Consider the following 25,372-nt stretch of genomic DNA (forward strand, 5'->3'; position numbering starts at 1 on the left):
ACCGCCCCCGCCTCACCGGCCGCTGATCCGCCCGGCACCCACAAGCCGCTCATCCCCCGGCACCCAGAGGCCGCTCCCGCGCCCCGACCCCCACAAGCCCTCGTCGGCGCGGCGCCCACAAGAAGAAACCGCGCCGCCCCCACACAGGCCGCGTACCCGCGCCGCCGCACGCGCGAGCCGCTCGTCCGCCGAAGCCAAGTGCTTGTCCGCGCAATCCCCGAATCAGACGCTCCGCTCAACCGCCGAAGCGAAGCGCTCGGCCGCGCACCCCCCAACAAGACGCCCAACGCCCCAAGACGCCCAACACGCCGCCCCGCACGAGACGCCCAAAACGCTCCGCCCCCCAGGAGTCGCGCACCCGCGCCGCTCCCGCACGAGCCGCTCATCCGCGCCGCCCCCGCACAAGACGAGCGCGGGGGCCTGTACAGCCGCTACGCGCGTAGATATGCTCGTCTGGTGACCATGCCCACCACTGCACTCCCGCACTCGCTCTCAGACGTCACCGCGTCCGACAGCACGCTGCGCCGCTTCCTCCACGGGCTGCCCGGCGTCGACGCGGTCGGCCTGGAGGCGCGTGCCGCCTCCCTCGGCACCCGTTCGATCAAGACGACCGCGAAGGCGTACGCCATCGACCTCGCCATCTCGATGGTCGACCTGACGACGCTGGAAGGCGCGGACACCCCGGGCAAGGTCCGGGCGCTCGGCGCCAAGGCGGTCCACCCCGACCCGACCGACCGCAGCACTCCCGCCACGGCCGCGGTCTGCGTCTACCCCGACATGGTGGCCGTCGCCAAGGAGGCCGTGGCCGGCTCGGGCGTGAAGGTCGCCTCGGTCGCCACCGCCTTCCCGGCGGGCCGCGCCCCGATCGCCGTCAAGCTCGCCGACGTCCGGGAGGCCGTCGCCGCCGGCGCCGACGAGATCGACATGGTCATCGACCGCGGCGCGTTCCTCGCGGGCCGATACTTGAAGGTGTACGACGAGATCACCGCCGTGAAGGAGGCCTGCGGCACGAGCGCCCGCCTGAAGGTCATCTTCGAGACGGGGGAGCTGTCGACGTACGACAACATCCGCCGCGCGAGCTGGCTCGGCATGCTGGCCGGGGCGGACTTCATCAAGACCTCGACCGGCAAGGTGGCGGTGAACGCGACCCCGGCGAACACACTGCTGATGCTGGAGGCGGTCCGCGACTTCCGTGCGCAGACCGGTGTCCAGGTCGGTGTGAAGCCGGCCGGCGGCATCCGCACCAGCAAGGACGCGATCAAGTTCCTCGTCCTGGTCAACGAGACCGCCGGCGAGGACTGGCTGGACAACCACTGGTTCCGCTTCGGCGCCTCATCGCTCCTGAACGATCTGCTGATGCAGCGTCAGAAGCTGGCCACCGGCCGCTACTCCGGCCCCGACTACGTGACGGTGGACTGATCACCATGACCGAAATGACCCCGGAACTGACCCCGGACAAGCGGTCGTCCGCGTTCGCGTACGCTCCCGCCCCCGAGTCCCGCGCGATCGTCGACATCGCTTCCTCGTACGGCCTGTACATCGACGGCGAGTTCACCGACGCGGCCGACGGCAAGGTCTTCAAGACGGTCAGCCCGTCGACCGAGGAGGTCCTCTCCGAGGTCGCCCAGGCCGGCGAGGCCGACGTCGACCGCGCGGTGAAGGCCGCTCGCAGGGCCTTCGAGAAGTGGTCGGCGCTGCCCGGTTCCGAGCGCGCCAAGTACCTCTTCCGCATCGCCCGGATCGTCCAGGAGCGCTCCCGCGAGCTGGCCGTCCTGGAGACCCTCGACAACGGCAAGCCGATCAAGGAGACGCGGGACGTCGACCTGCCGCTGGTCGCCGCCCACTTCTTCTACTACGCGGGCTGGGCCGACAAGCTGGAGCACGCGGGCTTCGGCCCGAGCCCGCAGCCGCTGGGCGTCGCGGGCCAGGTCATCCCCTGGAACTTCCCGCTGCTGATGCTGGCGTGGAAGATCGCCCCGGCGCTCGCCACCGGCAACACGGTCGTCCTGAAGCCTGCGGAGACCACCCCCCTCTCGGCGCTGTTCTTCGCGGACATCTGCCGCCAGGCGGGCCTGCCCAAGGGCGTCGTCAACATCCTTCCGGGCTACGGCGACACGGGCGCCGCGCTCGTCGCGCACCCCGACGTCGACAAGGTGGCCTTCACCGGCTCCACCGCCGTCGGCAAGGAGATCGCGAGGACCGTCGCGGGCAGCCGCAAGAAGCTCACGCTCGAACTCGGCGGCAAGGGCGCCAACATCGTCTTCGACGACGCCCCGATCGACCAGGCCGTCGAGGGCATCGTGAACGGCATCTTCTTCAACCAGGGCCAGGTGTGCTGCGCGGGCAGCCGTCTGCTGGTGCAGGAGTCGGTCCAGGAGGAGCTGCTGGACTCGCTCAAGCGCCGTCTGTCCACTCTCCGTCTGGGCGACCCCCTCGACAAGAACACGGACATCGGCGCGATCAACTCCGAGGAACAGCTCACGCGCATCACGTCGCTGGTGGCGCAGGGCGAGGCGGAGGGCGCCGAGCGCTGGTCGCCGGCCTGCGAGCTGCCGGAGAACGGCTACTGGTTCGCCCCGACGCTCTTCACGAACGTCACCCAGGCGCACACCATCGCCCGCGACGAGATCTTCGGCCCGGTGCTGTCGGTCCTCACCTTCCGCACCCCGGACGAGGCCGTCGCCAAGGCCAACAACACGCCGTACGGCCTGTCCGCCGGTGTCTGGACGGAGAAGGGCTCCCGCATCCTGGCGGTCGCGAACAAGCTCCGCGCGGGCGTCGTCTGGTCCAACACGTTCAACAAGTTCGACCCGACCTCGCCGTTCGGCGGCTACAAGGAGTCGGGCTTCGGCCGCGAGGGCGGCCGCCACGGTCTGGAGGCGTACCTCGATGTCTGACAAGCCCGAGAAGACCGAGCGACTCTCCGTCTTCAAGACCTACAAGCTGTACGTCGGCGGGAAGTTCCCGCGTTCCGAGAGCGGCCGGGTGTACGAGGTGACGGACCCCAAGGGCAATTGGCTGGCCAACGCGCCTCTCTCCTCCCGCAAGGACGCCCGTGACGCGGTCGTGGCCGCGCGCAAGGCCTTCCCGGCCTGGTCGGGCGCTACGGCGTACAACCGCGGCCAGATCCTCTACCGCGTCGCGGAGATGCTGGAGGGCCGCCGCGAGCAGTTCGTCCGCGAGGTCGCGGACGCGGAGGGCCTGTCGAAGTCGAAGGCCGCGGCCGTCGTCGACGCGACGATCGACCGCTGGGTCTGGTACGCGGGCTGGACCGACAAGATCGCCCAGGTGGTCGGCGGCGCCAACCCGGTCGCCGGCCCGTACTTCAACCTGTCCTCCCCGGAGCCGACCGGAGTGGTCGCGGTCGTCGCACCGCAGGAGTCGTCCTTCCTGGGCCTGGTCTCGGTGGTCGCCCCGGTGATCGCGACCGGCAACACGGCGGTCGTGGTGGCGAGCGAGAGGTCCCCGCTCCCGGCCCTGTCCCTGGGCGAGGTGCTGGCCACCTCGGACGTCCCCGGCGGCACGGTCAACGTCCTCTCCGGCCGTACGGCGGAGATCGCCGCGCCGCTGGCCGCGCACCAGGACGTCAACGCCATCGACCTGGCCGGCGCCGACGAGGTGCTGGCGAAGGAGCTGGAGATCGCGGCGGCGGACAACCTCAAGCGGGTGCTGCGTCCACAGCCTGTGGATTACCTGGCGACTCCCGGCCTGGACCGCATGACGGCGTTCCTGGAGACCAAGACGGTCTGGCACCCGACCGGGTCGCTGGGCGCGTCCGGTTCCTCGTACTGACCGAAGGACCGGCCACGGAACCAGCCGAAGGACCGGCCGCAGCACCGGGCTCGGGATCAGCGCGGCGCCCCGCGCACCGGAGCCGCACAGGCCGGCAGCCCCGCCCTCCTCCGTCCGGGAGGGCGGGGCTGCCGTTCGGTGTCGCTCGGCCGCGGACGGTGACCGGTGGGACGCGAGGCGTGGTCGCGGTGTGATGCGCGCTGCAAAGCCGACCCGCGGGGTCGTACGGTGGCCGATCGATGCCTCACACTGGTGTCCCGTGAGTTCCCATCCGCCCATACCGACGCGAGTCGTGCTGCTCTGCGGCCCCTCCGGCTCCGGCAAGTCCCTCCTCGCGGCCCACTCCGGTCTTCCGGTGCTGCGGCTCGACGACTTCTACAAGGAGGGCGACGACCCGACACTTCCGCAGGTGGCGGGGAGCTCCGACATCGACTGGGACCACCCGGACTCCTGGGACGCGGACACGGCCGTCGCCGCGATCGCGGAGCTGTGCCGCACGGGCCGGACGAACGTCCCCGTCTACGACATCGCGCTGAGCGCCCGCACCGGCCAGGAGACGATCGACATCGGGCGGACCCCGCTGTTCATCGCGGAGGGCATCTTCGCCGCGGAGATCGTCACGCGCTGCCGGGACCTGGGCGTCCTGGCCGACGCGCTGTGCCTGAGCCGCGGCCCGGTGAAGACGTTCCGCCGCCGGTTCCTGCGGGACTTGAAGGAGGGCCGCAAGTCGGTGCCGTTCCTGCTGCGCCGCGGCTGGCGGCTGATGCGCCAGGAGCGCACGATCATCGCCCGCCAGACGGCACTCGGCGCCCACGCCTGCGACCGGGACGAGGCGATGGGCCGCCTGGCCGCCGCCGCGGCGGGCCGCTGCGCGACGGCGCGCACGGCGGTCTGACCGACCGTCCCGCCCCGCAGGAGACCACGGCGGCCTGACCGCCCCTCCCGCCCCGGGCAGAAAAAGCGGGACTGGACGGACCCCCCGGCCCTCCAGTCCCGCTCCCCCGTGGTTCCCCCGTGTCCCCCCGGTTTCCCCCGTGGTGCTCCCCCGTGGTGGTGCTTCCCCCGTGATCCCCCCGGGCCCCGGAGACCGGGACCCTGTCATGCAGACTCCGGTGTCTCTCCCCTGATACACCCGGAGCCCGTTTTTCTTTCGCTCCCCCCGAACCTTCAGGCGACGAGCTCGCCGAAGGCGTTCTCCTCGTCACGGCCGAAGCTGAGGACCTCGTCCTCGCGCAGCCGGCGGAGCGACCGCCAGATGCTGGACTTCACCGTGCCGACGCTGATGTCGAGGATCTCCGCGATCTCCGGGTCCGTGCGGCCCTCGTAGTAGCGCAGGACCAGCATGGTGCGCTGGAGCTCGGGCAGCCGGGCCAGCGCCTGCCACAGGACCGCGCGCAGCTCGGTGCCGCGCATCGCGTCCGTGTCGCCGGGCGTCTCCGGCAGTTCCTCGGTCGGGTACTCGTTGAGCTTGCGGCGCCGCCAGGCGCTGATGTGCAGGTTGGTCATGGTGCGGCGGAGGTATCCGCCGACCGCGGCCTTGTCACTGATCCGGTCCCACGCCTTGTACGTCGAGAACAGCGCGCTCTGCAGCAGGTCCTCGGCCTCGAAGCGGTCGCCGGTGAGGTGGTAGGCGGTGGCGTACAGGGAGGCGCGGCGCTCCTGGACGTAGGCGGTGAACGCGGCTTCGGCGTCCACCGTCGCCGGCAGGGAGCGGCGCTCCCCCGATTCCTCCCTGTACGCGGCTCCCCCGTGAGCCTCCCCCGTGTGCGCGTCAACCACCGTCATGTACGCGGTGTGCTGACGCCCGGCGCCGCGAGCGCACCCCCGCCCGCTCACGGCACCGGACTTCTCGTTACCTCGGTGCACGTCGTGCAGACGCGTGACCACAGCGCTGGTGCTGGTGCCGTGCAGCGTGTTCATCTCGCGCCCCCCGTCGTGGACTTCCGGTGTGCGGCCCGCCCGGTTTCGGCGAGCCTTCCTGCCTGTGCCGAAAAGCTTGCCGTCGCACTTTCATGGCCGTGTCCGCCGACTGTCACAGACCTGTCACAGGGGTCGGTGACAGTACCGCCACAGCTCCTTCCCGGGCGTCGGTGCCGCCGAAGACGACCATCTCCGCCCACAGGTCGAACAGCGCGCCCTCCATGGGCCAGAATGAGCCCGTGCCTTCCCTGTTGCTGATCGAGGACGACGACGCCATCCGGACGGCCCTGGAGCTCTCTCTCACGCGCCAGGGACACCGCGTGGCGACCGCTGCCAGCGGTGAGGACGGTCTGAAGCTGCTGCGCGAGCAGCGGCCGGATCTGATCGTGCTGGACGTGATGCTGCCCGGCATCGACGGGTTCGAGGTGTGCCGGCGCATCCGGCGCACCGACCAGCTGCCGATCATCCTGCTGACCGCGCGCAGCGACGACATCGACGTCGTCGTCGGTCTGGAGTCCGGCGCCGACGACTACGTCGTCAAACCGGTGCAGGGGCGGGTGCTGGACGCCCGGATCCGGGCGGTGCTGCGGCGCGGGGAGCGGGAGTCCAGCGACTCGGCGACCTTCGGCAGCCTCGTCATCGACCGTTCGGCGATGACCGTGACCAAGAACGGCCAGGACCTCCAGCTCACGCCGACCGAGCTGCGGCTGCTGCTGGAGCTGAGCCGGCGGCCGGGGCAGGCGCTGTCACGGCAGCAGCTGCTGCGGCTGGTGTGGGAGCACGACTACCTCGGTGACTCGCGGCTGGTGGACGCCTGCGTCCAGCGGCTGCGCGCCAAGGTCGAGGACGTCCCGTCGTCTCCGACGCTGATCCGTACCGTGCGCGGTGTCGGCTACCGGCTGGATCCGCCTCAGTGACACAGCACCACCCAGGGGGAAGCCGCGCCTGGGCCGCGGCGCGCAAGAAGGTCCTGTCGCGGCTGCGTTTCACCAGCCTGCGCCTCAGGCTGGTCGTCGTGTTCGGACTGGTGGCCCTGACGGCCGCCGTGTCCGCGTCCGCCATCGCGTACTGGCTCAACCGCGAGGCCGTGCTCACCCGTACCCAGGACGCGGTGCTGCGCGACTTCGAGCAGGAGATGCGCAACCGGGCGGGCGCGCTGCCCGAGCGTCCGACGCAGGACGAGTTGCAGAACACCGCGGGGCTGATGGCCACCAGCAGTCAGCGGTTCAGCGTGCTGCTGGTCGCCGAGGACGCCGAGGGCAGGACGGTGTACGGCAGCTCCGGCGGTCTGAGCGGTTTCTCGTTGCAGGACGTGCCCGTCTCGCTGCGCGAGGCGGTGAACGAGCGGCAGAAGGACACCTCGGCCGACAAGTCGGCGTACCACCTGTACTGGCAGCGGATCGTCGAGGGCGACACGCCGTACCTGGTGGCCGGCAGCAAGGTGAACGGCGGCGGCCCGACCGGCTACATGCTCAAGTCGCTGGAGCCGGAGGCCAAGGACCTCAACTCGCTGGCCTGGTCGCTGGGGATCGCCACCGGGCTCGCGCTGATCGGCTCGGCGCTGCTCGCGCAGGCCGCCGCGACGACGGTGCTGAAGCCGGTGCAGCGGCTCGGGGCGGCCGCCCGGCGGCTCGGCGAGGGCAAGCTGGACACCCGGCTCAGGGTGTCGGGGACGGACGAACTGGCCGACCTGTCACGGACGTTCAACAACGCGGCCGAGGCGCTGGAGAAGCGGGTGGCCGACATGGCCGCGCGCGACGAGGCGTCCCGTCGCTTCGTGGCGGACATGAGCCATGAGCTGCGTACGCCGCTGACCGCGATCACCGCCGTGACCGAGGTGCTGGAGGAGGAGCTGGACTCCGAGAGCGGCGGCATCGACCCGATGATCGAGCCCGCCGTACGGCTCGTCGTCAGCGAGACGCGGCGGCTGAACGACCTGGTCGAGAACCTGATGGAGGTCACCCGCTTCGACGCGGGCACCGCCCGGCTGGTCCTCGACGACGTCGACATCGCCGACCAGATCACCGCCTGCATCGACGCGCGTGCCTGGCTGGACGCGGTCGAGCTGGACGCCGAGCGCGGCATCCACGCCCGCCTCGATCCGCGCCGTCTGGACGTGATCCTGGCCAACCTCGTGGGCAACGCGCTCAAGCACGGCGGTTCGCCGGTGCGGGTGTCCGTCCGCGAGGCGGACGACTCGATCGTCATCGAGGTGCGCGACCACGGGCCCGGCATCCCCGAGGACGTCCTGCCGCACGTCTTCGACCGCTTCTACAAGGCCAGCGCCTCCCGGCCGCGTTCCGAGGGCAGCGGCCTCGGCCTGTCCATCGCCCTGGAGAACGCCCACATCCACGGCGGCGGGATCACCGCGGCCAACTCTCCGGAGGGCGGCGCGGTGTTCACCCTGCGGCTGCCCCGGGACGCGTCCGCGCTGACCGGGGGCGCGGAGGGCGCAGGGAAGGACCGTGCCGACGGCGACCAGAGCAAGGGCGAGGGCGCGAAGGGGAACGCCTGATGACCATACGACGCCTGCCGACCACACCCTCCGCCGACGGCCCCGGCGCCCCCCACCAGGACAGTCCGCCCACCGCACGCCACCCGTCGACGGGCGGCGACGGCGCCGCCCGGCAGAGCCACACGACACCCGCACCCGGCCCGGCGACCACCTCTCCCGGGGACGCCCAGCACAGCACCCGGGACACGGACCGCCTGCCTCCGGCTGCACGCAGCCCGCGGCCCACACCCTCCGACAGCGCCGCCCGGCAAGGCCGTCCGACACCCGCACCACGCCCGGCAACGGCCCCTCCCGAGGACGCCCAGCACAGCACCCGGCGCGCGAACCACCGGCCTGCTGCACGTAGCCCGCGGGCCACGCCCCCCGACGGCGCCGCCGGGCAGAACCAGCCGACACCCGCACCACGCCCGGCGACCACCTCTCCCGGGGACGCCCAGCACAGCACCCGGGACACGGACCGCCTGCCTCCGGCTGCACGCAGCCCGCGGCCCACACCCTCCGACAGCGCCGCCCGGCAAGGCCGTCCGACACCCGCACCACGCCCGGCAACGGCCCCTCCCGAGGACACGCGCCCCAGCGGCCGGAAAGGCCGCCCGGCAGCCGGGCCGCGGCCCGGCACGGCCTTGCCGCAGCACCCGCGCCGCGGCGGCGGTCGGGGGCGCCCGGCGGCCCTGTGGCGGTTGCTCGCCGTGTCCGGGCTCGCCGTGGTGCTCGCCGGGTGCGGGATCCGGGCCACGGAGGTGCCGACGGACTTCGGGACGGCGCCCTCACGGGTGCGCTGCTCGCTCACCGAGCCGGAGGTGTCGGCGCAGGCCACGCGCGGTGTGCCGGTGCGGGTGTTCCTGCTGTGCCGCTCCTCGCTGGTGGCCGTCGACCGCACCGTGCGGGTCCCGGACGGCGCCGCGGACTCCGAGCGGCGCGTGCTGGTGGCCCAGGGGCTGCTCGACCAGCTGTCGGCGCCGCCGTCGGCCGCCGAGAAGGAGGCCGGGTACACCTCGAACGTACGCGGCGGCATGACCGTCGGCGGGCCGCGGCCCGGCGACCCGAAGGACGCGCTGCGGCTGAGCACCGCGCCCGCCGGCCTCACCTCCTACGCCCTCGCCCAGATCGTCTGCACGTTCTCCGACTCGGCGGCGGCCGAGGGCGACGGCTCGGTGATCCTCGGCGGCCCGGGCACCGAACCGCCGCGCCGCTACGAGTGCACCGACGAGGTCCGCGCCCGGCCCGGCGCCGAGGAACCGCCGTCGACGGAGGTCACCGAGGGCTGACGGGCCGCCGGTGGGGGTTGTGGCGCATGCCTCACCCCGGTACCGGGTGACATCCCGGAACCGATCGTGCCGAAGGCCGCGTCTAGGGGTTCGTGCAGCGTCAAGGCTCCATCGGCGGCAGCGCCGCGATCCGCATCCGTGTGACAGGAGGTGTCCTCCTTGTCGCACACCTCGCGTTCGTCGCCTGGCTCACGCTGCGACCGCTGGACGTCCCCTGGGTGATGCCCGCCAATCTGCGTCCGTTCGCCGGGATCCGCGCCGACCTCGCGCTGGGGTGGCCTGAGGCGGCCCGGCGGATCGGTGAGGGCCTCGCCCTGCTGGCGCCGCTGGGTGTCCTGCTGCCGATGGCGGGCGGGCGGCTGGCCGTGTCGCGGCTGGGGTCGCTGCTGCGCACCGTCGCCGCGGGCGCCCTGCTGTCGCTGGGCATCGAACTGCTGCAGACCGGTGTGCCCGGCCAGGTCGTGGACGTCGACTCGCTGTTCCTCAACACCGCGGGCGTGGCGCTCGTCCATCTCGCCGTCGTCCCGGCCGGCCGCTGCTGGCTGCGCCGCCGGGCCGGGTACCGGTCTCCCGCGGCCCTCCTGCAGGAGGAGCCGGTTCAGGGTCGGACCCCGACGATTCCCAGGGTCGGGATCGCCCCGTGGAGTGACGCTTTGCCCCCTTCGTCTCCGTAACGTGGAGAGCAGCTGAGGCCGCTGGAGGACAGGCCTCACACCCGCTGCTACGAAGGAGCCGCACATGTCCCGCCTCGCCCGCCCCACCGACGGCCGCATGATCGGCGGAGTGTGTGCCGCGCTCGCACGGCGCTTCGGCACCTCCGCCACGACGATGCGCGTCATCTTCCTGCTGTCGTGCCTGCTGCCGGGCCCGCAGTTCCTGCTGTACATCGCGCTGTGGATCTTCCTGCCGTCGGAGGACAAGGCGCGCACGGCCTGGTGAGTGCCCGACGTACGTACGCCGATGGGGCGCACCCGTGAGTGGGTGCGCCCCATCGGCGCGTGTGTCCGCCTGAGCGGGGTCAGCCGAGCTGGTTCGCCGGCGCGCCCTGCGTGGGCAGCTCCTGCACCGGCAGACCCCCGAGCAGTCCGGAGACCGGCTCGGTCGGGGTCTGGGACAGCTGCTCGGCGTTCGGCTGCGCGGTCTCCAGACCGGCGCCGGCGGCGTGCTGCCCCTGCTCCAGCGCCTGACCCGCGCCCGGCAGCGCCTGGTCGGCCGGAAGGGTCGTGTCCACGGTCTCCAGCGTCTGGCCGGTGTCCGGGAGCTCGGGCGCCGCGCTGGCGGCACCGGCACCGGCGAAGGCGAAGGCGGCACCGAGGGCGGCGACACCGAGGGTCTTGGCAGCAGACTGCTTCATGAAATGCGTCCTCGACTGACTTGAAATGGGATCACGGGGTGTGAGCGGTCCAGCGACCGTAAACACGCGGGGTCACCCGCCGCAAACATCGAAATGCGGACGGTTTGTGAACGCCGCCCGCATTTCCCGTGCCCATATCGAGCCCTCTCAGCTGCCCGAATCCGCGGATCCGCTGGTGGAGGCGGTCTGCTGGAACAGCCATTCGGACTTCAGCTCGGCATATCCGGGCTTGATGACGTCATTGATCATGGCCAGTCGTTCATCGAAAGGAATGAATGCTGATTTCATCGCATTGACGGAGAACCACTGCATGTCGTCGAGTGTGTAACCGAAAGCCTCGACAAGGTGCTCGAATTCCCGGCTCATGCTGGTGTGGGACATCAGACGGTTGTCCGTGTTGACGGTGGCCCGGAAGTGCAGCCGGCGCAGCAGACCGATGGGGTGCTCGGCGTAGGAGGAGGCCGCGCCGGTCTGCAGGTTGGAGCTCGGGCACAGCTCCAGCGGGATGCGCTTGTCCCGGACGTACGACGCCAGCCGCCCCAGCTTGACCGTGCCGTCCTCGTGGACCTGGATGTCGTCGATGATGCGCACCCCGTGCCCCAGCCGGTCGGCGCCGCACCACTGGAGGGCCTGCCAGATGGACGGCAGGCCGAAGGCCTCGCCCGCGTGGATCGTGAAGTGGTTGTTCTCCCGCTTCAGGTACTCGAAGGCGTCCAGGTGCCGGGTGGGCGGGTAGCCGGCCTCGGCGCCCGCGATGTCGAAGCCGACGACGCCCAGGTCGCGGTAGCGGTTGGCGAGTTCGGCGATCTCCAGGGCGCGGGCGGCGTGCCGCATGGCGGTGAGCAGGGCGCCGACGCGGATGCGGTGGCCGTTGGCCCTGGCGCGCCGCTCGCCTTCCCGGAAGCCCTCGTTGACGGCCTCGACGACCTCTTCGAGGCTCAGCCCGCCGTCGAGGTGCTGTTCGGGGGCGTACCGCACCTCGGCGTAGACGACGCCGTCCTGCGCGAGGTCCTCGGCGCACTCGGCGGCGACCCGCACCAAGGCGTCACGGGTCTGCATGACGCCGACGGTGTGCGAGAAGGTCTCCAGGTACCGCTCCAGGGACCCGGAGTCGGCGGCCTCGCGGAACCAGACGGCGAGCTTGTCGGGGTCGGTCTCGGGGAGCTGGGAGTAGCCCGTGGCGTGGGCGAGTTCGACGATCGTGCCGGGGCGCAGCCCGCCGTCGAGGTGGTCGTGCAGCAGAACCTTCGGCGCCCGGCGGATCTGGTCCGGCGTCGGGGTCTTCGCGGTGGTCTGGCTCGTCATCTCGGCACTCTAACTCCTACGCGCGTAGATCGCGCTGTGCGGGAAACCGTCGATACGTAACGGTGACCCCACGGACGGGTGGAGTACACCCGCGCTTCTGACACTGTTCTGTCATGGCACAGCAAGCGACGCCGGTTCGCACGGCCCGGCTGGGGAGGACGCTCGGCCCGGAGCCGGCGCCGGTCAGCGGAGCGGTGCTGCTGCTCCCCGGTGGCGAGGAGGTGTCCAGCCGCAGACCGTCCCCGATGTGGGCGGCCGCGTCCGTCCGCGCGTTGGGGCGCCGGCTGGCCCGCGCGGGCAGGGACGAGGGTCTCGCCGTCCACGTGGTGCACTACCGCTACCGCGGCTGGAACGGCACCGAGGCGCATCTGGCCGGTGATGCCGCCTGGGCGGCGGACGAGGTCGTACGGCGCTACGGGGATGTGCCCGTCTGTCTCGCGGGCATCGGCATGGGCGGCCGGGCCGCGCTGCGCGCGGGCGGACACGAGGCCGTCAACTCCGTACTGGCGCTCGCCCCCTGGCTGCCCGAGGAGGACGTGGCCGCACCACCCGAACCGGTGAAGCAGCTCGCCGGGCGCCGGGTGCTGATCGTGCACGGCACGAACGACGAACGGACCGATCCCGAGCTGTCGTTCCGGCTGGCGGCGCGGGCGAAGAAGGCGAACCGGGAGGTGTGCCGGTTCGAAGTCCACACCGACGGGCACGGGTTGCACCAGTACCGGGACGAAGTCATCGCGCTGGCCGAGGACTTCGTGATGGGCGTGCTGTTCGGGCGGGCGTTGTCGCGGCCCGTGCAGGACGCGTTCGCCGCGCCGCCTCCGCTGGGGTTGCGGATGCCGTTGGCCGCGGGGTTCGGGTCCTCCTGGAGGCGGTAGCGCCGTCGGGCTTCCTGTTGTCCGGCGGGCGGGCGGGTCGTCCGGGGCCGCTCACGCGGTTCCCCACGTCCCTTCAGGTCGGCAGCAGGCTGCCCCTTCGTGACAGCAGGAACTTCTTGAAGGCGGCCACCGGGGGTGTGTCCGGGTGGCCCGCCAGCCAGGCCACGCCGATTTCGCGGACCGCGCGCGGGGCCGTGACCGTCAGCTCCACGACTCCCGGCCGGGGGACGGTCGGCGGGGGCAGCAGGGCGACGCCGAGGCCCGCCGCCACCAGGCCGCGCAGGGTCTCGGCCTCCTCGCCCTCGAAGGCGACGCGGGGTTTGAAGCCGGCCTCCTTGCAGAGGTCGTCGGTGATGCGGCGCAATCCGTAGCCGGGTTCCAGGGTGACGAAGGTCTCGTCGGCCGCCTCCGCGAGGCGGACGCGTCTGCGGGTGGCGAGGCGGTGGTCGGCCGGGACGACGAGGCGGAGCTTCTGTTCGTCGAGGCGGCGGGCCACCAGGTCGGGGGCGTCCGGGACGGGCGAGGTCAGGCAGAGGTCGAGTTCGCCCGCGCGCAGGCGCTCGATCATCGCCTCGCCGTAGTTCTGGACGAGGCTGAAGCGGACCCTGGGGTGGTCGGCGCGGAAGGCCTGGAGCAGGCCGGGGACGGTCTCGGCGCCCATGGTGTGCAGGAACCCGAAGGCGACCTTGCCGGTGGCCGGGTCGGCGTCGGCGCGCACCTCCTCGGCGGCCCGACCGATCTCGGCGAGGGCGCGTTCGACGGAGGCCAGGAAGGTGCGGCCGGCGGGGGTCAGGGACACCGTACGGCCGTGACGGGCGAAGAGGTCGACGCCCAGGTCCTGCTCCAGCCGGGCCAGGGCGCGCGAGAGCGTGGACTGCGGGACGTTCATCTCCTGCGCGGCGCGCGTGACGTGCTCGGTGCGGGCGACGCCGGCGAAGTACGCGAGGCGCGGCGCGAGCAGCATCGTCATCGCCGCCCTGTCTTCTGTGTCACTGGACGGTGACAGCCGCGCCGGTGAGCTTGGTTGATGCACCATGGGAACGATTATGGCTGTTCCATGCATTGGACGGATGAGTGGGGGCGTCCGTAGTTTCGAGGCATGTCTCCCGCCAGTACCGGGGCGTCCACCACCGTGGGCGCCGTCACGTCCGTTTCCCCTTCGCTCTCCTCCGGCTCCCGGATGGCCCCCGGCGGTCCCGGATACCGCCGGATGAGCCTGGCCCTCTTCCTCGCGGGGGTTGCGACCTTCGCGCTGCTGTACTCCACACAGGCCCTGCTGCCGCTGATCTCCGGCGAGTTCGGGGTGACGGCGAGCGACGCGAGCTGGACGGTGGCGGCCGCGACGGGCGGCCTGGCGGTGTTCGTCCTGCCGATGAGCGCGCTGTCGGAGCGTTTCGGGCGGCGTACGGTCATGACGGCGTCGCTGGCCGTCGCGGTGACCGTCGGGCTGCTGGTGCCCCTCGCCCCGTCGCTGGGCGCCCTGGTGGTGCTGCGGGCGCTGCAGGGCGCGGCCCTGGCCGGGCTGCCCGCGTCCGCGACCGCGTACCTCGCGGAGGAGGTCACGCCGAAGGCGCTGGTCACCGCGATCGGACTGTTCGTCGCGGGCAACAGCGTCGGCGGGATGAGCGGCCGGGTCATCACCGGGTGGGTCGCGCAGGAGTGGGGCTGGCGGGTCGCCGTCGGCACGATCGGCGTGATCGCGGTGGCGTGTGCGGTGGCCTTCCGGCTGCTGCTGCCGGCGCCGCGGCACTTCAGGGCGGGGTCGCTGCGCCCGCGGGTGCTGGCCCGTACGGTCCGCCGCCACCTCTCCGACCCGCTGCTGTGCCGGCTGTACGCGATCGGCGCGCTGTTCATGACGGTGTTCGGCGGCGTCTACACCGTCATCGGCTACCGGCTGACCGAGGCCCCGTTCTCGCTGCCCCAGGGCATCGTCGGCTCGATCTTCCTGGTGTACCTGGTCGGTACGGTGTCGGCGTCGACGGCGGGCCGGCTGGTCGGGCGCCTGGGCCGGCGCGGCGCCCTGTACGCGGCGGGCGGCACCACGGCGACGGGTCTGCTGCTGTCCCTGGCGGGCTCGCTCCCGCTGGTGCTGCTGGGCCTGGTCCTGATCACGGCGGGCTTCTTCGCGGGCCACGCGGTGGCGTCCTCGGCGGTCAGCAAGACGGCCACGCGCGGCCGCGCGCAGGCCTCGGCGCTGTACCAGTCGGCGTACTACGTCGGCTCCAGCGCGGGCAGCACGGTCGGGGCGATCGCATTCCACGCGGGCGGCTGGGCCGGGACGGTCGGGGTCGGGCTGCTGGCCGTGGCCGGCGTCGTGACCATCACGCTGTTCGGTACCCGCGCGGCGCGGGTCCGGCGCCTCGCGGCGGTCTGAGCCACCGGTACCTTCCCCCTGGCCGGAGCCGGTTGTCGGTTGACGCGGACGGCGTCCGCGCGACAACCGGTCCGGGCAGGGGAATCTTTCATGGAGCTCCGGGTCGGCCTGCGGACTTCGCCGGGGTCTGTCCGCTCGCTGCCCTCGTTCGACACGCCACCGCGTGCGGCTGGAGCCGCCGGGGGACGGGGCAGCGGGTGCTGCCGCCCGCCGTCGCCGACGACCGCGCGCCCGCCGGGTACCGACATCTGCTCATGTCCCTGCGGCAACTGGCCTGACCTGCGCATTCTCCCGCTCGGGGAGCCATTGTCAGTGGGCTGCGGTAGCTTCCGAAGTGCTGGGGCGCGATGGTGCGCGACAGAAAGGCCGCAGGGGTGGGTGGACGATGACGAACGGCACGGCGACTTCGACGGACCTGGACGCCAGGCTGGAGGCGCACCGGGTCGAACTGACCGGGTACTGCTACCGCATGCTCGGTTCCTCCTTCGAGGCGGAGGACGCGGTGCAGGACACGATGGTCCGCGCCTGGCGCAGCTACGACAAGTTCGAGGGCCGCTCCAGCCTCCGCTCCTGGCTGTACCGCATCGCGACGAACGTCTGCCTGGACATGCTGAACGCGGGCAACAAGCGCGCCCGGCCGATGGACCTGACCGAGTCGACCCCGCTCGCCCAGGCCGCCCTCACCCCCCGCCCGGACAACACCTGGCTGGAGCCGATGCCCGACGCCCGTGTGCTGCCCACCACCGACGACCCGGCGGAGGCGGCGGTCGCCAAGGAGTCCGTGCGGCTCGCGTTCATGGCCGCGCTGCAGAAGCTGCCGGCCAAGCAGCGGGCGGTGCTGATCCTGCGCGAGGTGCTGGCCTGGAAGGCGAGCGAGGTCGCCGAGCTGCTCGGCACCTCGGTCGCGTCGGTCAACAGCGCCCTCCAGCGGGCCCGGGCGACGCTGGCCGAGCGGCAGGAGCCGGGCGCCGAGGCGGCCGTCGCCGACCCCTTGGACGAGGAGCAGCAGAAGCTGCTGGAGCGGTACGTCGCGGCCTTCGAGGGCTACGACATGACGGCGCTGACCGCGCTGCTGCACGAGGACGCCGTCATGACGATGCCGCCGTTCGACCTGTGGCTGACCGGCCCCGAGGACATCACCGGGTTCATGACGACGCTGGGCGCGCCCTGCGCGGGGTCCCGTCTGGTGCCGGTGCAGGTCAACGGGCTGCCGGGCTTCGCCCAGTACAAGCCGGACCCGGAGGCGGGCGGCTTCGCCCCGTGGGCGGTGCAGGTGCTGGAGATCTCAGACGGCCGGATCACCGGGTTCCATTGCTTCCTCGACACCAAGCGCTGGTTCCCGCTGTTCGGTCTGCCCCTCCATCTCGAAGCGGAGACCGACCAGGTGCAGCAGGGCGGCTAGCGCGGGATCGGGGTCGCGCAGCCGGATGCGGCCCCCGGCCCGCCGGGCCGCGAGCTGGAGCCGCGCCAGCAGATCGACGGCAGCGAGCCCGGGCGGCCCCAGCCCTGCGACGTCGCACACGACGACCCCGACACCGCTGCTGTGCAGCAGTGCCCGCGCCTGGTCAGCCAGTTCCCTCACCTCGTCCCGGGTGACAGGGCCGGCCAGCACGAGCACGGGGGGTGTCGTCGCGTCCACGATCGGTAGACCGGGCGGGCGGGCGTAACTCATCGCGGCGGTCCGGCCGCTCCGCGAAGATCACATTGACCTGAGCCTGGCCTTCCGCACAGGGTTGGCTGCATGCCCCACCCATCTGCTCCTCCCGTGCCGGCTGCCGGCCTCTTCGCCGGTCAGGAGCCGCCGTGCAGGGGGTGCTGAGCGGCTTCGCGGTGATCGCCGTCGTGATCGCGGTGGGCTATGCGATCGGCCGCGGCGGCCACCTCGGCGACCAGGGGCGCGAGGTTCTGACCCGGCTGGCCTTCCATGTGGCCTCTCCGGCGCTGCTCTTCACCACGCTGGCGCGGGCCGACCTGTCGGTGATCTTCTCCAGCCGTCTCCTGGTCACGGCACTGAGCACGGCAGCGGCGGCCGGAGTCTTCGTGGCGGTGGGTGTCGTGCGCCGCTGGGGCGTGGGCCGGACGACGATCGGCGCGCTGTGCTCCAGCTACGTCAACTCCGGCAACCTCGGCATCCCGATCGCCGTGTACGTCCTGGGCGACGCCTCGCTGGTCGCGCCGGTGCTGCTGTTCCAGCTGGTCGGGGTCACTCCCGTGGCGCTGACGATCCTGGACCTCGCGAGTGGCGGGGGGAAACGGCCCCTGTGGCAGCGTCTGCTCACGCCGCTGCGCAATCCGGTGGCGGTGGGGTCGCTGGCCGGGGTGGCGGCGTCGGCGTCGGGCGTCCACGTCCCGGGCCCGCTGATGGACCCGCTGACTCTGATCGGCAACATGTCCGTGCCGGCCGTCCTGCTGGCCTTCGGCATCTCCCTGCGCGGCGGCACGCTCCCGCTGCGCGGTGCCGAACGCACTCCCGTGCTGCTCGCCGTGTTCCTGAAGTCGTTCGTCCAGCCCGCCGTCGCCTGGGTGCTGGCGGCGGGGGCCTTCGGGCTGCGGGGCGCGGCCCTGCTGGACGTGGTGGTGACGTCGTCCCTGCCGGCCGCGCAGAACCTGTTCACCTACGCGAGCAGTTACCGGGTGGGCGAGGTGCTGGCCCGGGAGGCCATCCTGTTGTCGACGGTGGTGTCGGTGCCGGTTCTGGTGGTGGTGGCGGCGCTGCTGGGGTGAGGTCCCCGGGCCCCCGCAGACCTTGCGGTTCGGCCATCGGTGCGGCCCCGGTCCCGGCACGCCGAACGGGACCGGCGGCGGTCCACCGATCCCGTTCGCCCCGAAGGGGAGCTCGCTGCTCAGGCGATGCGTTCCAGCACCACCGGCGCCGGCGTGAAGACCGTGCCGGGGGCCGCGATGTCGTACGAGTCCCGCACCGCCTGGAGGGCGTACTCGAAGCGCTCCGGGGTGTCGGTGTGGAGGGTCAGCAGGGGCTGGCCCTCGGTCACCGTGTCGCCCGGCTTGGCGTGCAGCTCCACGCCCGCAGCCGCCTGCACCGGGTCCTCCTTGCGGGCCCGGCCCGCGCCCAGACGCCACGCGGCGATGCCGATGGCGTAGGCGTCGAGGCGGGTCAGCACGCCGGAGGACGGGGCCTTGACCACGTGCTGCTCGCGCGAGGTGGGCAGCGGTGCGTCCGGGTCGCCGCCCTGCGCGGCGATCATGCGGCGCCAGACGTCCATCGCGGACCCGTCCGCCAGGGCCTTCGCCGGGTCGGCGTCCTTGATCCCGGCCGTGTCCAGCATCTCGCGGGCCAGCGCGATCGTCAGCTCCACGACGTCCGACGGGCCGCCGCCCGCCAGGACCTCCACCGACTCACGGACCTCCAGGGCGTTGCCCGCCGTCAGGCCGAGGGGGGTGGACATGTCGGTGAGCAGGGCGACCGTCTTCACGCCGTGGTCGGTGCCGAGGCCGACCATGGTCGAGGCCAGTTCCCGGGCGTCCTCGATCGTCTTCATGAAGGCGCCCGTGCCCACCTTCACGTCCAGGACCAGCGAGCCCGTGCCCTCGGCGATCTTCTTCGACATGATCGAGGAGGCGATGAGCGGGATCGCCTCGACCGTGCCGGTGACGTCACGCAGGGCGTACAGCTTCTTGTCGGCGGGGGCCAGGCCGTCGCCCGCCGCGCAGATCACCGCGCCGACGTCGTCCAGCACGGAGAGCATCTCGTCGTTGGAGAGCAGGGCGCGCCAGCCGGGGATCGACTCCAGCTTGTCGAGGGTGCCGCCGGTGTGGCCGAGGCCGCGACCGGACAGCTGGGGGACGGCGGCCCCGCACGCCGCGACCAGCGGCGCGAGAGGCAGCGTGATCTTGTCGCCCACGCCGCCCGTGGAGTGCTTGTCGGCGGTCGGGCGGGACAGGGACGAGAAGTCCATGCGCTCGCCCGAGGCGATCATCGCCGCCGTCCAGCGGGCGATCTCGCGGCGGTTCATGCCGTTGAGCAGGATGGCCATCGCGAGGGCCGACATCTGCTCGTCGGCCACCTCCCCGCGGGTGTACGCGTCGATGACCCAGTCGATCTGCTCGTCGCTGAGCTCGCCGCGGTCCCGCTTGGTGCGGATGACGGAGATGGCATCCGCCGACAGAAGCGTCATGGCTTTCCTTCCGAGGTTCAAGGAAGTGCGCGGCCCCTCCGGTTCGTGGTCGACTCGGAGGGGCCGCGTGGAGTCACTTGGTGAGATGGCCCGGGCCGAAGGCCTGGGGCAGCATCTCCGACAGCGGCAGGATCCCCGCCGGGGTCTCCAGCAGCAGGTCCGGGCCGCCGAACTCGTACAGCAGCTGCCGGCAGCGGCCGCACGGCACGAGCGTGTCGCCGTTGCCGTCGACGCACGTGAAGTGCGTCAGCCGGCCGCCGCCGGTGTTCTGCAGTTCCGAGACGAGCCCGCACTCGGCGCACAGTCCGAGTCCGTAACTGGCGTTCTCGACGTTGCAGCCGGACACGATCCGGCCGTCGTCGACCAGCGCCGCCACGCCGACCGGGTAGCCGGAGTACGGGGCGTACGCCCGGGACATCGCGTCCCGGGCCGCCTCGCGCAGCCGCTCCCAGTCGACCGCCGCGGTCACTTGCCCTGTCCCTTCCGGTACGGCATACCGTCCGCCTTCGGCATGCGCAGCCGCTGGGCGGACAGGGTCAGCACGACCAGCGTGACGACGTACGGCGTGGCGGAGACGACCTGGTTGGGGACCTCGTTGGTGCCGGCGTACCAGGCGAACACCAGGGCGCCGACGACCAGGGTGATCACGGCCGGGACGTACTTCTTGCGGATCGCCATCCAGATCGCGCCGATGATCAGCAGCAGCGCGCCGAGCAGCAGCAGCGCGTGGACGTTCTCGGAGCCGCCGCGCAGGTTGAGGCTGTCGGTGTAGCCGAACAGGCCCGCGCCGAGGGCGAGGCCGCCCGGCATCCAGTTGCCGAAGATCATCGCGGCGAGGCCGATGAAGCCGCGGCCGCTGACCTGGCCCTCCAGGTAGAAGGGGTTGGCGACGATGGAGAGGAAGACGCCACCGAGGCCGGCCAGGCCGCCGGAGATGATCACGGCGAGGTACTTGTACTTGTAGACGTTGACGCCGAGGGACTCGGCGGCGACCGGGTTCTCGCCGCAGGAGCGCAGGCGCAGGCCGAACGCGGTGCGCCACAGGACCCACCAGGTGGCCGGGATCAGCGCCACGGCGATCAGGGTCAGCCAGGAGACGTTGGTGACCAGGCCGCCGAGCAGGCCGGCGATGTCGGAGACGAAGAACCAGCCCTTGGCGTTGAGGTCGCGCAGCGCGTCGGACAGGCCCGGGATGGTGAAGCTGCCGAGGGACTCCACCGCCGGGGACTGCTTGGCGGAGCCGCCCTGGTGGCCCTCGAAGGCCAGCGGGGCGAGGTAGCGGGTGGCGCCCAGGGCGAGGATGTTGATGGCCACACCCGAGACGATGTGGTTGACGTTGAAGGTGACGGTGACGAAGGCGTGCAGCAGGCCGCCGATCGCGCCGCCGAGGATGCCGACGACGACACCGGTCCACGGGCCCCACTGGAATCCGGCCCAGGCGCCGAACCAGGTGCCGAGGATCATCATGCCTTCGAGGCCGATGTTGACCACGCCCGCGCGCTCCGCCCACAGGCCGCCGAGACCGGCCAGGCCGATCGGCACGGCGAGCTGGAGGGCGGTGGACATCTGGCTGACGTTGGTGATGCCGTCGGCGCCGGTGATGATGCGGACGACGGAGGTCAGCGCCAGGGCTCCGGCGATGACCAGCAGCAGGGTCTGCAGCGACAGGCGGCGGCCGGTGGGCGCCGCGGGCTGCAGCGTGGGCTGGTTGACGTCAGTCGCCGAGAGGGGGGTCGTCATCGGCCAGCCACCTCCTTCGTGGTGTTGTTGTTGCCGAGGACGTGCCCCGCGGCGAGTTCGGCGCCGACGCGGCGCTGCTGGCGGCGCAGGCCCCACTCGCGGACGGCCTCGTAGGAGACGACGACCGAGAGGACGATCAGGCCCTGCATGATGACCGCGATCTCCTTGTCGTAGCCGTGGAAGTCCAGCTCGGGCGAGGCCTTGTCGAGCCAGGCCCACAGCAGGGCGGCGAAGGCGATGCCGACCGGGCTGTTGCGGCCGAGCAGGGCGATGCCGATGCCGAGGAAGCCGATGCCGGTGGGGAAGTTCAGGCTGTAGGTGTGGGTGTCGCCCAGCAGGATCGGCAGGCCCGCCAGGCCCGCGATGCCGCCGGAGATCAGCATGGCGGTGAGCACCATGCGCTTGGGGTCGACGCCGCTGGCCGCCGCCGCGGTCTCCGAGGCGCCCGAGGCGCGCAGGTCGAAGCCGAAGCGGGTGCGGTTGAGGACGACCCAGTAGGCGATGCCGAGCAGCGCGGCGAGGAGCACCAGGCCGTAGATCTCACCGGCCGCGCCCATGCCGATGCCGGGGATCCAACCCGACTCGTGCATCTCGCCGGTGGTGTTGTTGTTGCCGACCTTCACACCGAAGACGTTCGGCAGCCACAGGTAGGCGATGACGGAGGTGGCGATCGCGTTGAGCATGATCGTCGCGACGACCTCGCTGACGCCGCGGGTGACCTTGAGGACACCGGCGATGCCGGCCCAGAAGGCGCCGGTGCACACGGCGGTCAGGAGCAGCAGCGGAACCTGGAGGAACGCCGGCAGGTTCATGTGGGCGCCGACGATGGCGGCCAGCATCGCGCCGAGCTGGTACTGGCCGTCGACGCCGATGTTGAACAGGTTCATCCGGAAGCCGATGGCCACGGCGAGCGCGGCGATGTAGTACATCGAGGCCTGGTTGATGATCAGGACCTGGATGTCGGAGAACGACGCCTGCTCGAACATCACGGCGAACGGCTCGACGGGGCTCTTGCCCGACGCGATCAGCACGATCGCGCTCAGCACGAAGGCCACGGCGAGCGCGATGACCGGTCCGGCCACCGCGAGGAGCACGCGCTCCTTGTCGAACTTCTTCATCAGCGGGCCTCGTCTTCCGGAGACTCGGGGGTGTCTGCCGAAGTCCCGGGGGTCTCCTCGGGGGTCTCTTCGTGCTCGAGGTGGCCGGTCGCGGCACCGGTCATGGCCGAGCCGAGCTCCTCGGGAGTGATGGTGGCCGGGTCGGCGTCCGCGACCAGCCTGCCGTTGTAGATCACGCGGAGCGTGTCGGACAGGCCGATCAGCTCGTCCAGGTCGGCGGAGATCAGCAGCACGGCCAGGCCCTCGCGGCGGGCCTCACGGATGTGGTCCCAGATGGCGGCCTGCGCGCCGACGTCCACACCGCGGGTGGGGTGGGCGGCGATCAGGAAGCGCGGCTTGTGGCTCATCTCGCGGCCGACGATCAGCTTCTGCTGGTTGCCGCCGGACAGCGAGGCGGCGGTGACGTCGATGCCGGGGGTGCGCACGTCGTAGGCCTCGACGATGCGGCGCGTGTCCTCCTGGGCCGCCTTCGGGTCCAGCCAGACGCCCTTGGCGAGGGGCTCCTCGGTGACGTGGCCGAGGATGCGGTTCTCCCAGAGGGGGGCCTCCAGCAGCAGGCCGTGGCGGTGGCGGTCCTCGGGGATGTAGCCGACGCCCTGCTCGCGGCGCCTGCGGGTGGGCCAGGCGGTGATCTCCTCGTCGGCCAGGGCGATGGTGCCGGAGTCGGCGTGCCGCAGGCCGATGAGCGCGTCGACCAGTTCGGTCTGGCCGTTGCCCTCGACGCCGGCGATGCCGAGGACCTCGCCCGCGTGGATGGTGAAGGTGATGTCGTCGAGGAGGGCCTTGCCGCCGGGCGCGGTCAGACGCAGCTTGTCGACGGTGATGACCGGGCGGTCGGTGACCGTCGACTCGGCCGTCTCGGGCGTGGGCAACTCGCTGCCGACCATCATCTCGGCGAGCTGGCGCGGGGTGGTCTCGGCGGGGACGGCCGTGCCGACCGTCGTGCCGCGGCGGATGACGGTGATCTCGTCGGCGACGGAGAGGACCTCGCCCAGCTTGTGGGAGATGAAGATGACGGAGAGGCCCTCGGACCGCAGCTCGCGCAGGTTCGCGAAGAGCGCGTCGACCTCCTGCGGCACGAGCACGGCGGTCGGCTCGTCCAGGATCAGGGTGCGGGCACCGCGGTAGAGGACCTTGAGGATCTCCACGCGCTGGCGGGCGGCGACGCCGAGCTCCTCGACCAGGACGTCGGGGCGTACGCCGAGGCCGTAGCGGTCGGAGATCTCCTTGATCTTGCGGCGGGCCTTGGCGCCGATGCCGTACAGCTTCTCGCTGCCGAGCACCACGTTCTCCAGCACCGTGAGGTTGTCGGCCAGCATGAAGTGCTGGTGCACCATGCCGATGCCTCGGGAGATGGCGTCCGCCGGGGACGAGAGGCTGACCTGCTCGCCGTCGATCGCGATGGTGCCCTCGTCCGGCTTCTGCATGCCGTAGAGGATCTTCATCAGGGTCGACTTGCCGGCGCCGTTCTCACCGACGAGGGCGTGGACGGTGCCCTTGCGGACCGTGAGGTGGATGTCGTGGTTGGCCACGACACCGGGGAAACGCTTCGTGATCCCGGCGAGTTCGACGGCGGTCACCTGACCGTTGACCGCCGCTCCGGCCGGAGGGCTGCTGGACGCGTTGATGGCGCACTCTCCTGGGGACGGGGGTCGTCTACGCGCGTAGCGCCCCTACGGCATACAAAGGGGCCGACGCACCGCGACAACGGGGTACGGGGAGCCGACCTCCCCGTACCCCGTTGAGCGGGCGTAACCCCGCGGTTACACGCTGCTCGAGGTGGTGCTGGGGCTCAGCTGCTCTTCACCTTGATCTCGCCGCTGATGATCTTCTCCTTGGCCGTCTCGATGGCTTTCTGGAGCTCGGCGTTGGCCGCGAACTTCGGGTTGGAGTTCGACAGGCTCACCTCGCCCGTCTTCAGATCGCCCCTGACGATACCGGTCTCCGGCTTGCCGTCCTCGACCGACTTCGCCAGGTTGTACACCGCCTTGGCGACGTCCTTCATCGCCGAGGTGAGGATCGCGTCCTTGTACTTGGCGAGGGCTTCCTGCTTGTACTGGTCGGAGTCGACGCCGATCGCCCACACCTTGTTGGCGGAGGCGGCCTCGATCACGCCCTGACCGGACAGGCCGGCGGCCGCGTACACGACGTCGGCCTTCTTCTCGATCTGGCCCTCGGCGGCGGTCTTGCCCTTGTCGGGGCTGGAGAAGCCGCCCTCCTCGGCCGTCTGGGTCAGGTACTGGGAGAGGACCTTGACCTTCGGGTCGGTGTCCTTGACGCCCTGCGCGAAGCCCGCCTGGAACTTGTGGATCAGCGGGATGTCGACACCGCCGACGAAGCCGACCACCTTGCTCTTGGTGCTCTTGGCGGCGGCGACACCGGCCAGGTAGGAGGCCTGCTCCTCGGAGAAGACCAGGTCGGCGACGTTCTTGGCGTTGATCGTCGAGTCGTCCACGATGCCGAACGTCGTGTCCGGGAACTTCTCGGCGGCGCCCTTGACGGCGGAGGCGTACGCGTAGCCGACGCCGATGACCGGGTTGTAGCCCTGCTTGGCCAGGGACTCCAGGCGCTGCTGCTTGTCGGCGTCGGTCTCGCCCTCGGTGGGCTCGATGTCGGCGGTCTTGTAGCCGAACTCCTTCTGCGCCTTCTCCAGACCCGCGTACGCGGCGTCGTTGAAGGACTGGTCGCCCTTGCCGCCGACGTCGTACGCGATGGCGAGGCCCTTGTCACCCTTCGAGTCCGACGAACCGGACGTGGAGGTGGAACCGCAGGCGGCGAGGGCGAGGGCCAGGGATGCGGTCGCTGCGCCTGCGACCGTGATCCGGGAAATCCGGCGCATGTGTGGTGCTCCTAGTCGGGGTACAAGCGCCGGACGGTTCAGCATCGGCGCTGGCTTCGCCGCAGATTAACGCGCGTAGACCTGCCTGAAAACCCCTTCTGTCCACCTTGTTATGCGCCCGTGGCCAACGCCTCAC

At 71.6% G+C, this 25,372-nt stretch carries 24 protein-coding genes; 13 read left to right on the top strand and 11 right to left on the bottom strand.

The window, feature by feature from the left end; all coding sequences use genetic code 11:
* Positions 1-462: 462 nt before the first annotated feature.
* From deoC to ACFPZJ_RS16945, 4 genes are all read left to right on the top strand, one after another.
* Positions 463-1,419: a deoxyribose-phosphate aldolase gene (deoC, locus tag ACFPZJ_RS16930; protein ID WP_381022150.1), complete on the top strand. Its 957-nt coding sequence runs from the start codon at positions 463-465 to the stop codon at positions 1,417-1,419.
* Positions 1,420-1,433: 14 nt separating this feature from the next.
* Positions 1,434-2,897: an aldehyde dehydrogenase family protein gene (locus tag ACFPZJ_RS16935; RefSeq protein WP_381022151.1), complete on the top strand. Its 1,464-nt coding sequence runs from the start codon at positions 1,434-1,436 to the stop codon at positions 2,895-2,897.
* Complete coding sequence (locus ACFPZJ_RS16940) at positions 2,890-3,792, top strand: aldehyde dehydrogenase family protein (RefSeq protein ID WP_381021947.1); 903 nt, start codon at positions 2,890-2,892, stop codon at positions 3,790-3,792. The genes ACFPZJ_RS16935 and ACFPZJ_RS16940 overlap by 8 nt, the downstream gene beginning before the upstream one ends.
* 259 nt (positions 3,793-4,051) lie before the next feature.
* A complete protein-coding gene (locus ACFPZJ_RS16945; RefSeq protein WP_381021949.1) occupies positions 4,052-4,687 on the top strand; it encodes a uridine kinase family protein in 636 nt (211 codons plus the stop codon).
* 272 nt (positions 4,688-4,959) lie between these two features.
* On the opposite strand, the gene ACFPZJ_RS16950 is transcribed toward ACFPZJ_RS16945, so the two are convergent.
* On the bottom strand, positions 4,960-5,712 hold the full coding sequence (locus ACFPZJ_RS16950) for a SigE family RNA polymerase sigma factor (protein WP_381021950.1): 753 nt from the start codon (positions 5,710-5,712) through the stop codon (positions 4,960-4,962).
* 239 nt (positions 5,713-5,951) lie between these two features.
* Here ACFPZJ_RS16950 and afsQ1 point away from each other — a divergent pair, with 239 nt between their 5' ends.
* The 5 genes from afsQ1 to ACFPZJ_RS16975 all read left to right on the top strand — a co-directional run bounded on the left by afsQ1 (position 5,952) and on the right by ACFPZJ_RS16975 (position 10,434).
* Positions 5,952-6,629, top strand: a complete 678-nt coding sequence (afsQ1, locus tag ACFPZJ_RS16955) for a two-component system response regulator AfsQ1 (RefSeq protein WP_187827957.1) — start codon at positions 5,952-5,954, stop codon at positions 6,627-6,629.
* Positions 6,626-8,227, top strand: a complete 1,602-nt coding sequence (locus tag ACFPZJ_RS16960) for an ATP-binding protein (RefSeq protein ID WP_381021951.1) — start codon at positions 6,626-6,628, stop codon at positions 8,225-8,227. The genes afsQ1 and ACFPZJ_RS16960 overlap by 4 nt, the downstream gene beginning before the upstream one ends.
* 689 nt (positions 8,228-8,916) lie before the next feature.
* On the top strand, positions 8,917-9,495 hold the full coding sequence (locus tag ACFPZJ_RS16965; RefSeq protein ID WP_381021952.1) for a hypothetical protein: 579 nt from the start codon (positions 8,917-8,919) through the stop codon (positions 9,493-9,495).
* Between the two features lie 92 nt (positions 9,496-9,587).
* Positions 9,588-10,169: a VanZ family protein gene (locus tag ACFPZJ_RS16970; protein ID WP_381021953.1), complete on the top strand. Its 582-nt coding sequence runs from the start codon at positions 9,588-9,590 to the stop codon at positions 10,167-10,169.
* Positions 10,170-10,233: 64 nt separating this feature from the next.
* Positions 10,234-10,434, top strand: coding sequence for a PspC domain-containing protein (locus ACFPZJ_RS16975; protein WP_381021955.1), 201 nt, complete (start codon positions 10,234-10,236; stop codon positions 10,432-10,434).
* Positions 10,435-10,513: 79 nt separating this feature from the next.
* Here the strand turns inward: ACFPZJ_RS16975 and ACFPZJ_RS16980 are convergent, their stop codons facing one another.
* Together ACFPZJ_RS16980 and ACFPZJ_RS16985 are read right to left on the bottom strand one after the other, a co-directional pair.
* Positions 10,514-10,849 carry an ATP-binding protein gene (locus ACFPZJ_RS16980; RefSeq protein ID WP_381021956.1) on the bottom strand — a complete coding sequence of 112 codons (336 nt, stop codon included), beginning with the start codon at positions 10,847-10,849 and terminating at the stop codon, positions 10,514-10,516.
* A gap of 147 nt (positions 10,850-10,996) precedes the next feature.
* The gene (locus ACFPZJ_RS16985; protein WP_381021957.1) at positions 10,997-12,154 is read right to left on the bottom strand and encodes an adenosine deaminase; all 1,158 of its coding nucleotides are present in this window, start codon (positions 12,152-12,154) and stop codon (positions 10,997-10,999) included.
* Positions 12,155-12,267: 113 nt separating this feature from the next.
* On the opposite strand from ACFPZJ_RS16985, the gene ACFPZJ_RS16990 reads away from it, so the two are divergent.
* Positions 12,268-13,029, top strand: coding sequence for an alpha/beta hydrolase (locus ACFPZJ_RS16990; protein ID WP_381021958.1), 762 nt, complete (start codon positions 12,268-12,270; stop codon positions 13,027-13,029).
* A 73-nt stretch (positions 13,030-13,102) separates the two neighbouring features.
* Here ACFPZJ_RS16990 and ACFPZJ_RS16995 read toward each other — a convergent pair whose 3' ends face one another.
* On the bottom strand, positions 13,103-14,065 hold the full coding sequence (locus tag ACFPZJ_RS16995; RefSeq protein WP_381021960.1) for a LysR family transcriptional regulator: 963 nt from the start codon (positions 14,063-14,065) through the stop codon (positions 13,103-13,105).
* Between the two features lie 63 nt (positions 14,066-14,128).
* Here ACFPZJ_RS16995 and ACFPZJ_RS17000 point away from each other — a divergent pair, with 63 nt between their 5' ends.
* Positions 14,129-15,403 carry an MFS transporter gene (locus tag ACFPZJ_RS17000; RefSeq protein ID WP_381021962.1) on the top strand — a complete coding sequence of 425 codons (1,275 nt, stop codon included), beginning with the start codon at positions 14,129-14,131 and terminating at the stop codon, positions 15,401-15,403.
* 385 nt (positions 15,404-15,788) lie between these two features.
* The gene (locus tag ACFPZJ_RS17005; protein WP_381021964.1) at positions 15,789-16,805 is read left to right on the top strand and encodes a sigma-70 family RNA polymerase sigma factor; all 1,017 of its coding nucleotides are present in this window, start codon (positions 15,789-15,791) and stop codon (positions 16,803-16,805) included.
* Here the strand turns inward: ACFPZJ_RS17005 and ACFPZJ_RS17010 are convergent.
* A complete protein-coding gene (locus ACFPZJ_RS17010; RefSeq protein ID WP_381021966.1) occupies positions 16,689-17,075 on the bottom strand; it encodes an STAS domain-containing protein in 387 nt (128 codons plus the stop codon). The genes ACFPZJ_RS17005 and ACFPZJ_RS17010 overlap by 117 nt on opposite strands.
* A 131-nt stretch (positions 17,076-17,206) precedes the next feature.
* On the opposite strand from ACFPZJ_RS17010, the gene ACFPZJ_RS17015 reads away from it, so the two are divergent.
* A complete protein-coding gene (locus ACFPZJ_RS17015; protein WP_381021968.1) occupies positions 17,207-18,127 on the top strand; it encodes an AEC family transporter in 921 nt (306 codons plus the stop codon).
* Between the two features lie 119 nt (positions 18,128-18,246).
* Here the strand turns inward: ACFPZJ_RS17015 and ACFPZJ_RS17020 are convergent, their stop codons facing one another.
* The 6 genes from ACFPZJ_RS17020 to ACFPZJ_RS17045 all read right to left on the bottom strand — a co-directional run bounded on the left by ACFPZJ_RS17020 (position 18,247) and on the right by ACFPZJ_RS17045 (position 25,236).
* The gene (locus tag ACFPZJ_RS17020; protein ID WP_381022153.1) at positions 18,247-19,530 is read right to left on the bottom strand and encodes a thymidine phosphorylase; all 1,284 of its coding nucleotides are present in this window, start codon (positions 19,528-19,530) and stop codon (positions 18,247-18,249) included.
* Positions 19,531-19,612: 82 nt separating this feature from the next.
* Positions 19,613-20,008 carry a cytidine deaminase gene (locus tag ACFPZJ_RS17025; protein WP_381021970.1) on the bottom strand — a complete coding sequence of 132 codons (396 nt, stop codon included), beginning with the start codon at positions 20,006-20,008 and terminating at the stop codon, positions 19,613-19,615.
* Entirely contained in the window at positions 20,005-21,279 is a 1,275-nt protein-coding gene (locus ACFPZJ_RS17030) for an ABC transporter permease (RefSeq protein ID WP_381021972.1), read from the bottom strand. Before ACFPZJ_RS17030 ends, ACFPZJ_RS17025 begins: the two co-directional genes overlap by 4 nt.
* Positions 21,276-22,397 (bottom strand): ABC transporter permease, encoded by a 1,122-nt coding sequence (locus ACFPZJ_RS17035; protein WP_381021974.1) that lies wholly within the window; start codon positions 22,395-22,397, stop codon positions 21,276-21,278. The genes ACFPZJ_RS17030 and ACFPZJ_RS17035 overlap by 4 nt, the downstream gene beginning before the upstream one ends.
* Positions 22,397-23,977 (bottom strand): ABC transporter ATP-binding protein, encoded by a 1,581-nt coding sequence (locus ACFPZJ_RS17040; RefSeq protein WP_381021976.1) that lies wholly within the window; start codon positions 23,975-23,977, stop codon positions 22,397-22,399. The genes ACFPZJ_RS17035 and ACFPZJ_RS17040 overlap by 1 nt, the downstream gene beginning before the upstream one ends.
* 212 nt (positions 23,978-24,189) lie before the next feature.
* Entirely contained in the window at positions 24,190-25,236 is a 1,047-nt protein-coding gene (locus ACFPZJ_RS17045; RefSeq protein ID WP_381021977.1) for a BMP family lipoprotein, read from the bottom strand.
* Positions 25,237-25,372 lie beyond the last annotated feature (136 nt).

Origin of the sequence: Streptomyces bullii, from assembly GCF_042657145.1 — a bacterium.
Classification (GTDB): Bacteria; Actinomycetota; Actinomycetes; order Streptomycetales; family Streptomycetaceae; genus Streptomyces; species Streptomyces bullii.

Excerpts from the sequence above, each read along its gene's own strand:
- deoC (WP_381022150.1), top strand. The coding sequence starts at position 463 with ATGCCCACCACTGCACTCCCGCACTCGCTCTCAGACGTCACCGCGTCC.
- ACFPZJ_RS16935 (WP_381022151.1), top strand. The coding sequence starts at position 1,434 with ATGACCCCGGAACTGACCCCGGACAAGCGGTCGTCCGCGTTCGCGTAC.
- ACFPZJ_RS16940 (WP_381021947.1), top strand. The coding sequence starts at position 2,890 with ATGTCTGACAAGCCCGAGAAGACCGAGCGACTCTCCGTCTTCAAGACC.
- ACFPZJ_RS16950 (WP_381021950.1), bottom strand. The coding sequence starts at position 5,712 with ATGAACACGCTGCACGGCACCAGCACCAGCGCTGTGGTCACGCGTCTG.
- ACFPZJ_RS16975 (WP_381021955.1), top strand. The coding sequence starts at position 10,234 with ATGTCCCGCCTCGCCCGCCCCACCGACGGCCGCATGATCGGCGGAGTG.
- ACFPZJ_RS16980 (WP_381021956.1), bottom strand. The coding sequence starts at position 10,849 with ATGAAGCAGTCTGCTGCCAAGACCCTCGGTGTCGCCGCCCTCGGTGCC.
- ACFPZJ_RS16985 (WP_381021957.1), bottom strand. The coding sequence starts at position 12,154 with ATGACGAGCCAGACCACCGCGAAGACCCCGACGCCGGACCAGATCCGC.
- ACFPZJ_RS16990 (WP_381021958.1), top strand. The coding sequence starts at position 12,268 with ATGGCACAGCAAGCGACGCCGGTTCGCACGGCCCGGCTGGGGAGGACG.
- ACFPZJ_RS16995 (WP_381021960.1), bottom strand. The coding sequence starts at position 14,065 with ATGGTGCATCAACCAAGCTCACCGGCGCGGCTGTCACCGTCCAGTGAC.
- ACFPZJ_RS17000 (WP_381021962.1), top strand. The coding sequence starts at position 14,129 with ATGTCTCCCGCCAGTACCGGGGCGTCCACCACCGTGGGCGCCGTCACG.
- ACFPZJ_RS17005 (WP_381021964.1), top strand. The coding sequence starts at position 15,789 with ATGACGAACGGCACGGCGACTTCGACGGACCTGGACGCCAGGCTGGAG.
- ACFPZJ_RS17010 (WP_381021966.1), bottom strand. The coding sequence starts at position 17,075 with ATGAGTTACGCCCGCCCGCCCGGTCTACCGATCGTGGACGCGACGACA.
- ACFPZJ_RS17030 (WP_381021972.1), bottom strand. The coding sequence starts at position 21,279 with ATGACGACCCCCCTCTCGGCGACTGACGTCAACCAGCCCACGCTGCAG.
- ACFPZJ_RS17035 (WP_381021974.1), bottom strand. The coding sequence starts at position 22,397 with ATGAAGAAGTTCGACAAGGAGCGCGTGCTCCTCGCGGTGGCCGGACCG.
- ACFPZJ_RS17045 (WP_381021977.1), bottom strand. The coding sequence starts at position 25,236 with ATGCGCCGGATTTCCCGGATCACGGTCGCAGGCGCAGCGACCGCATCC.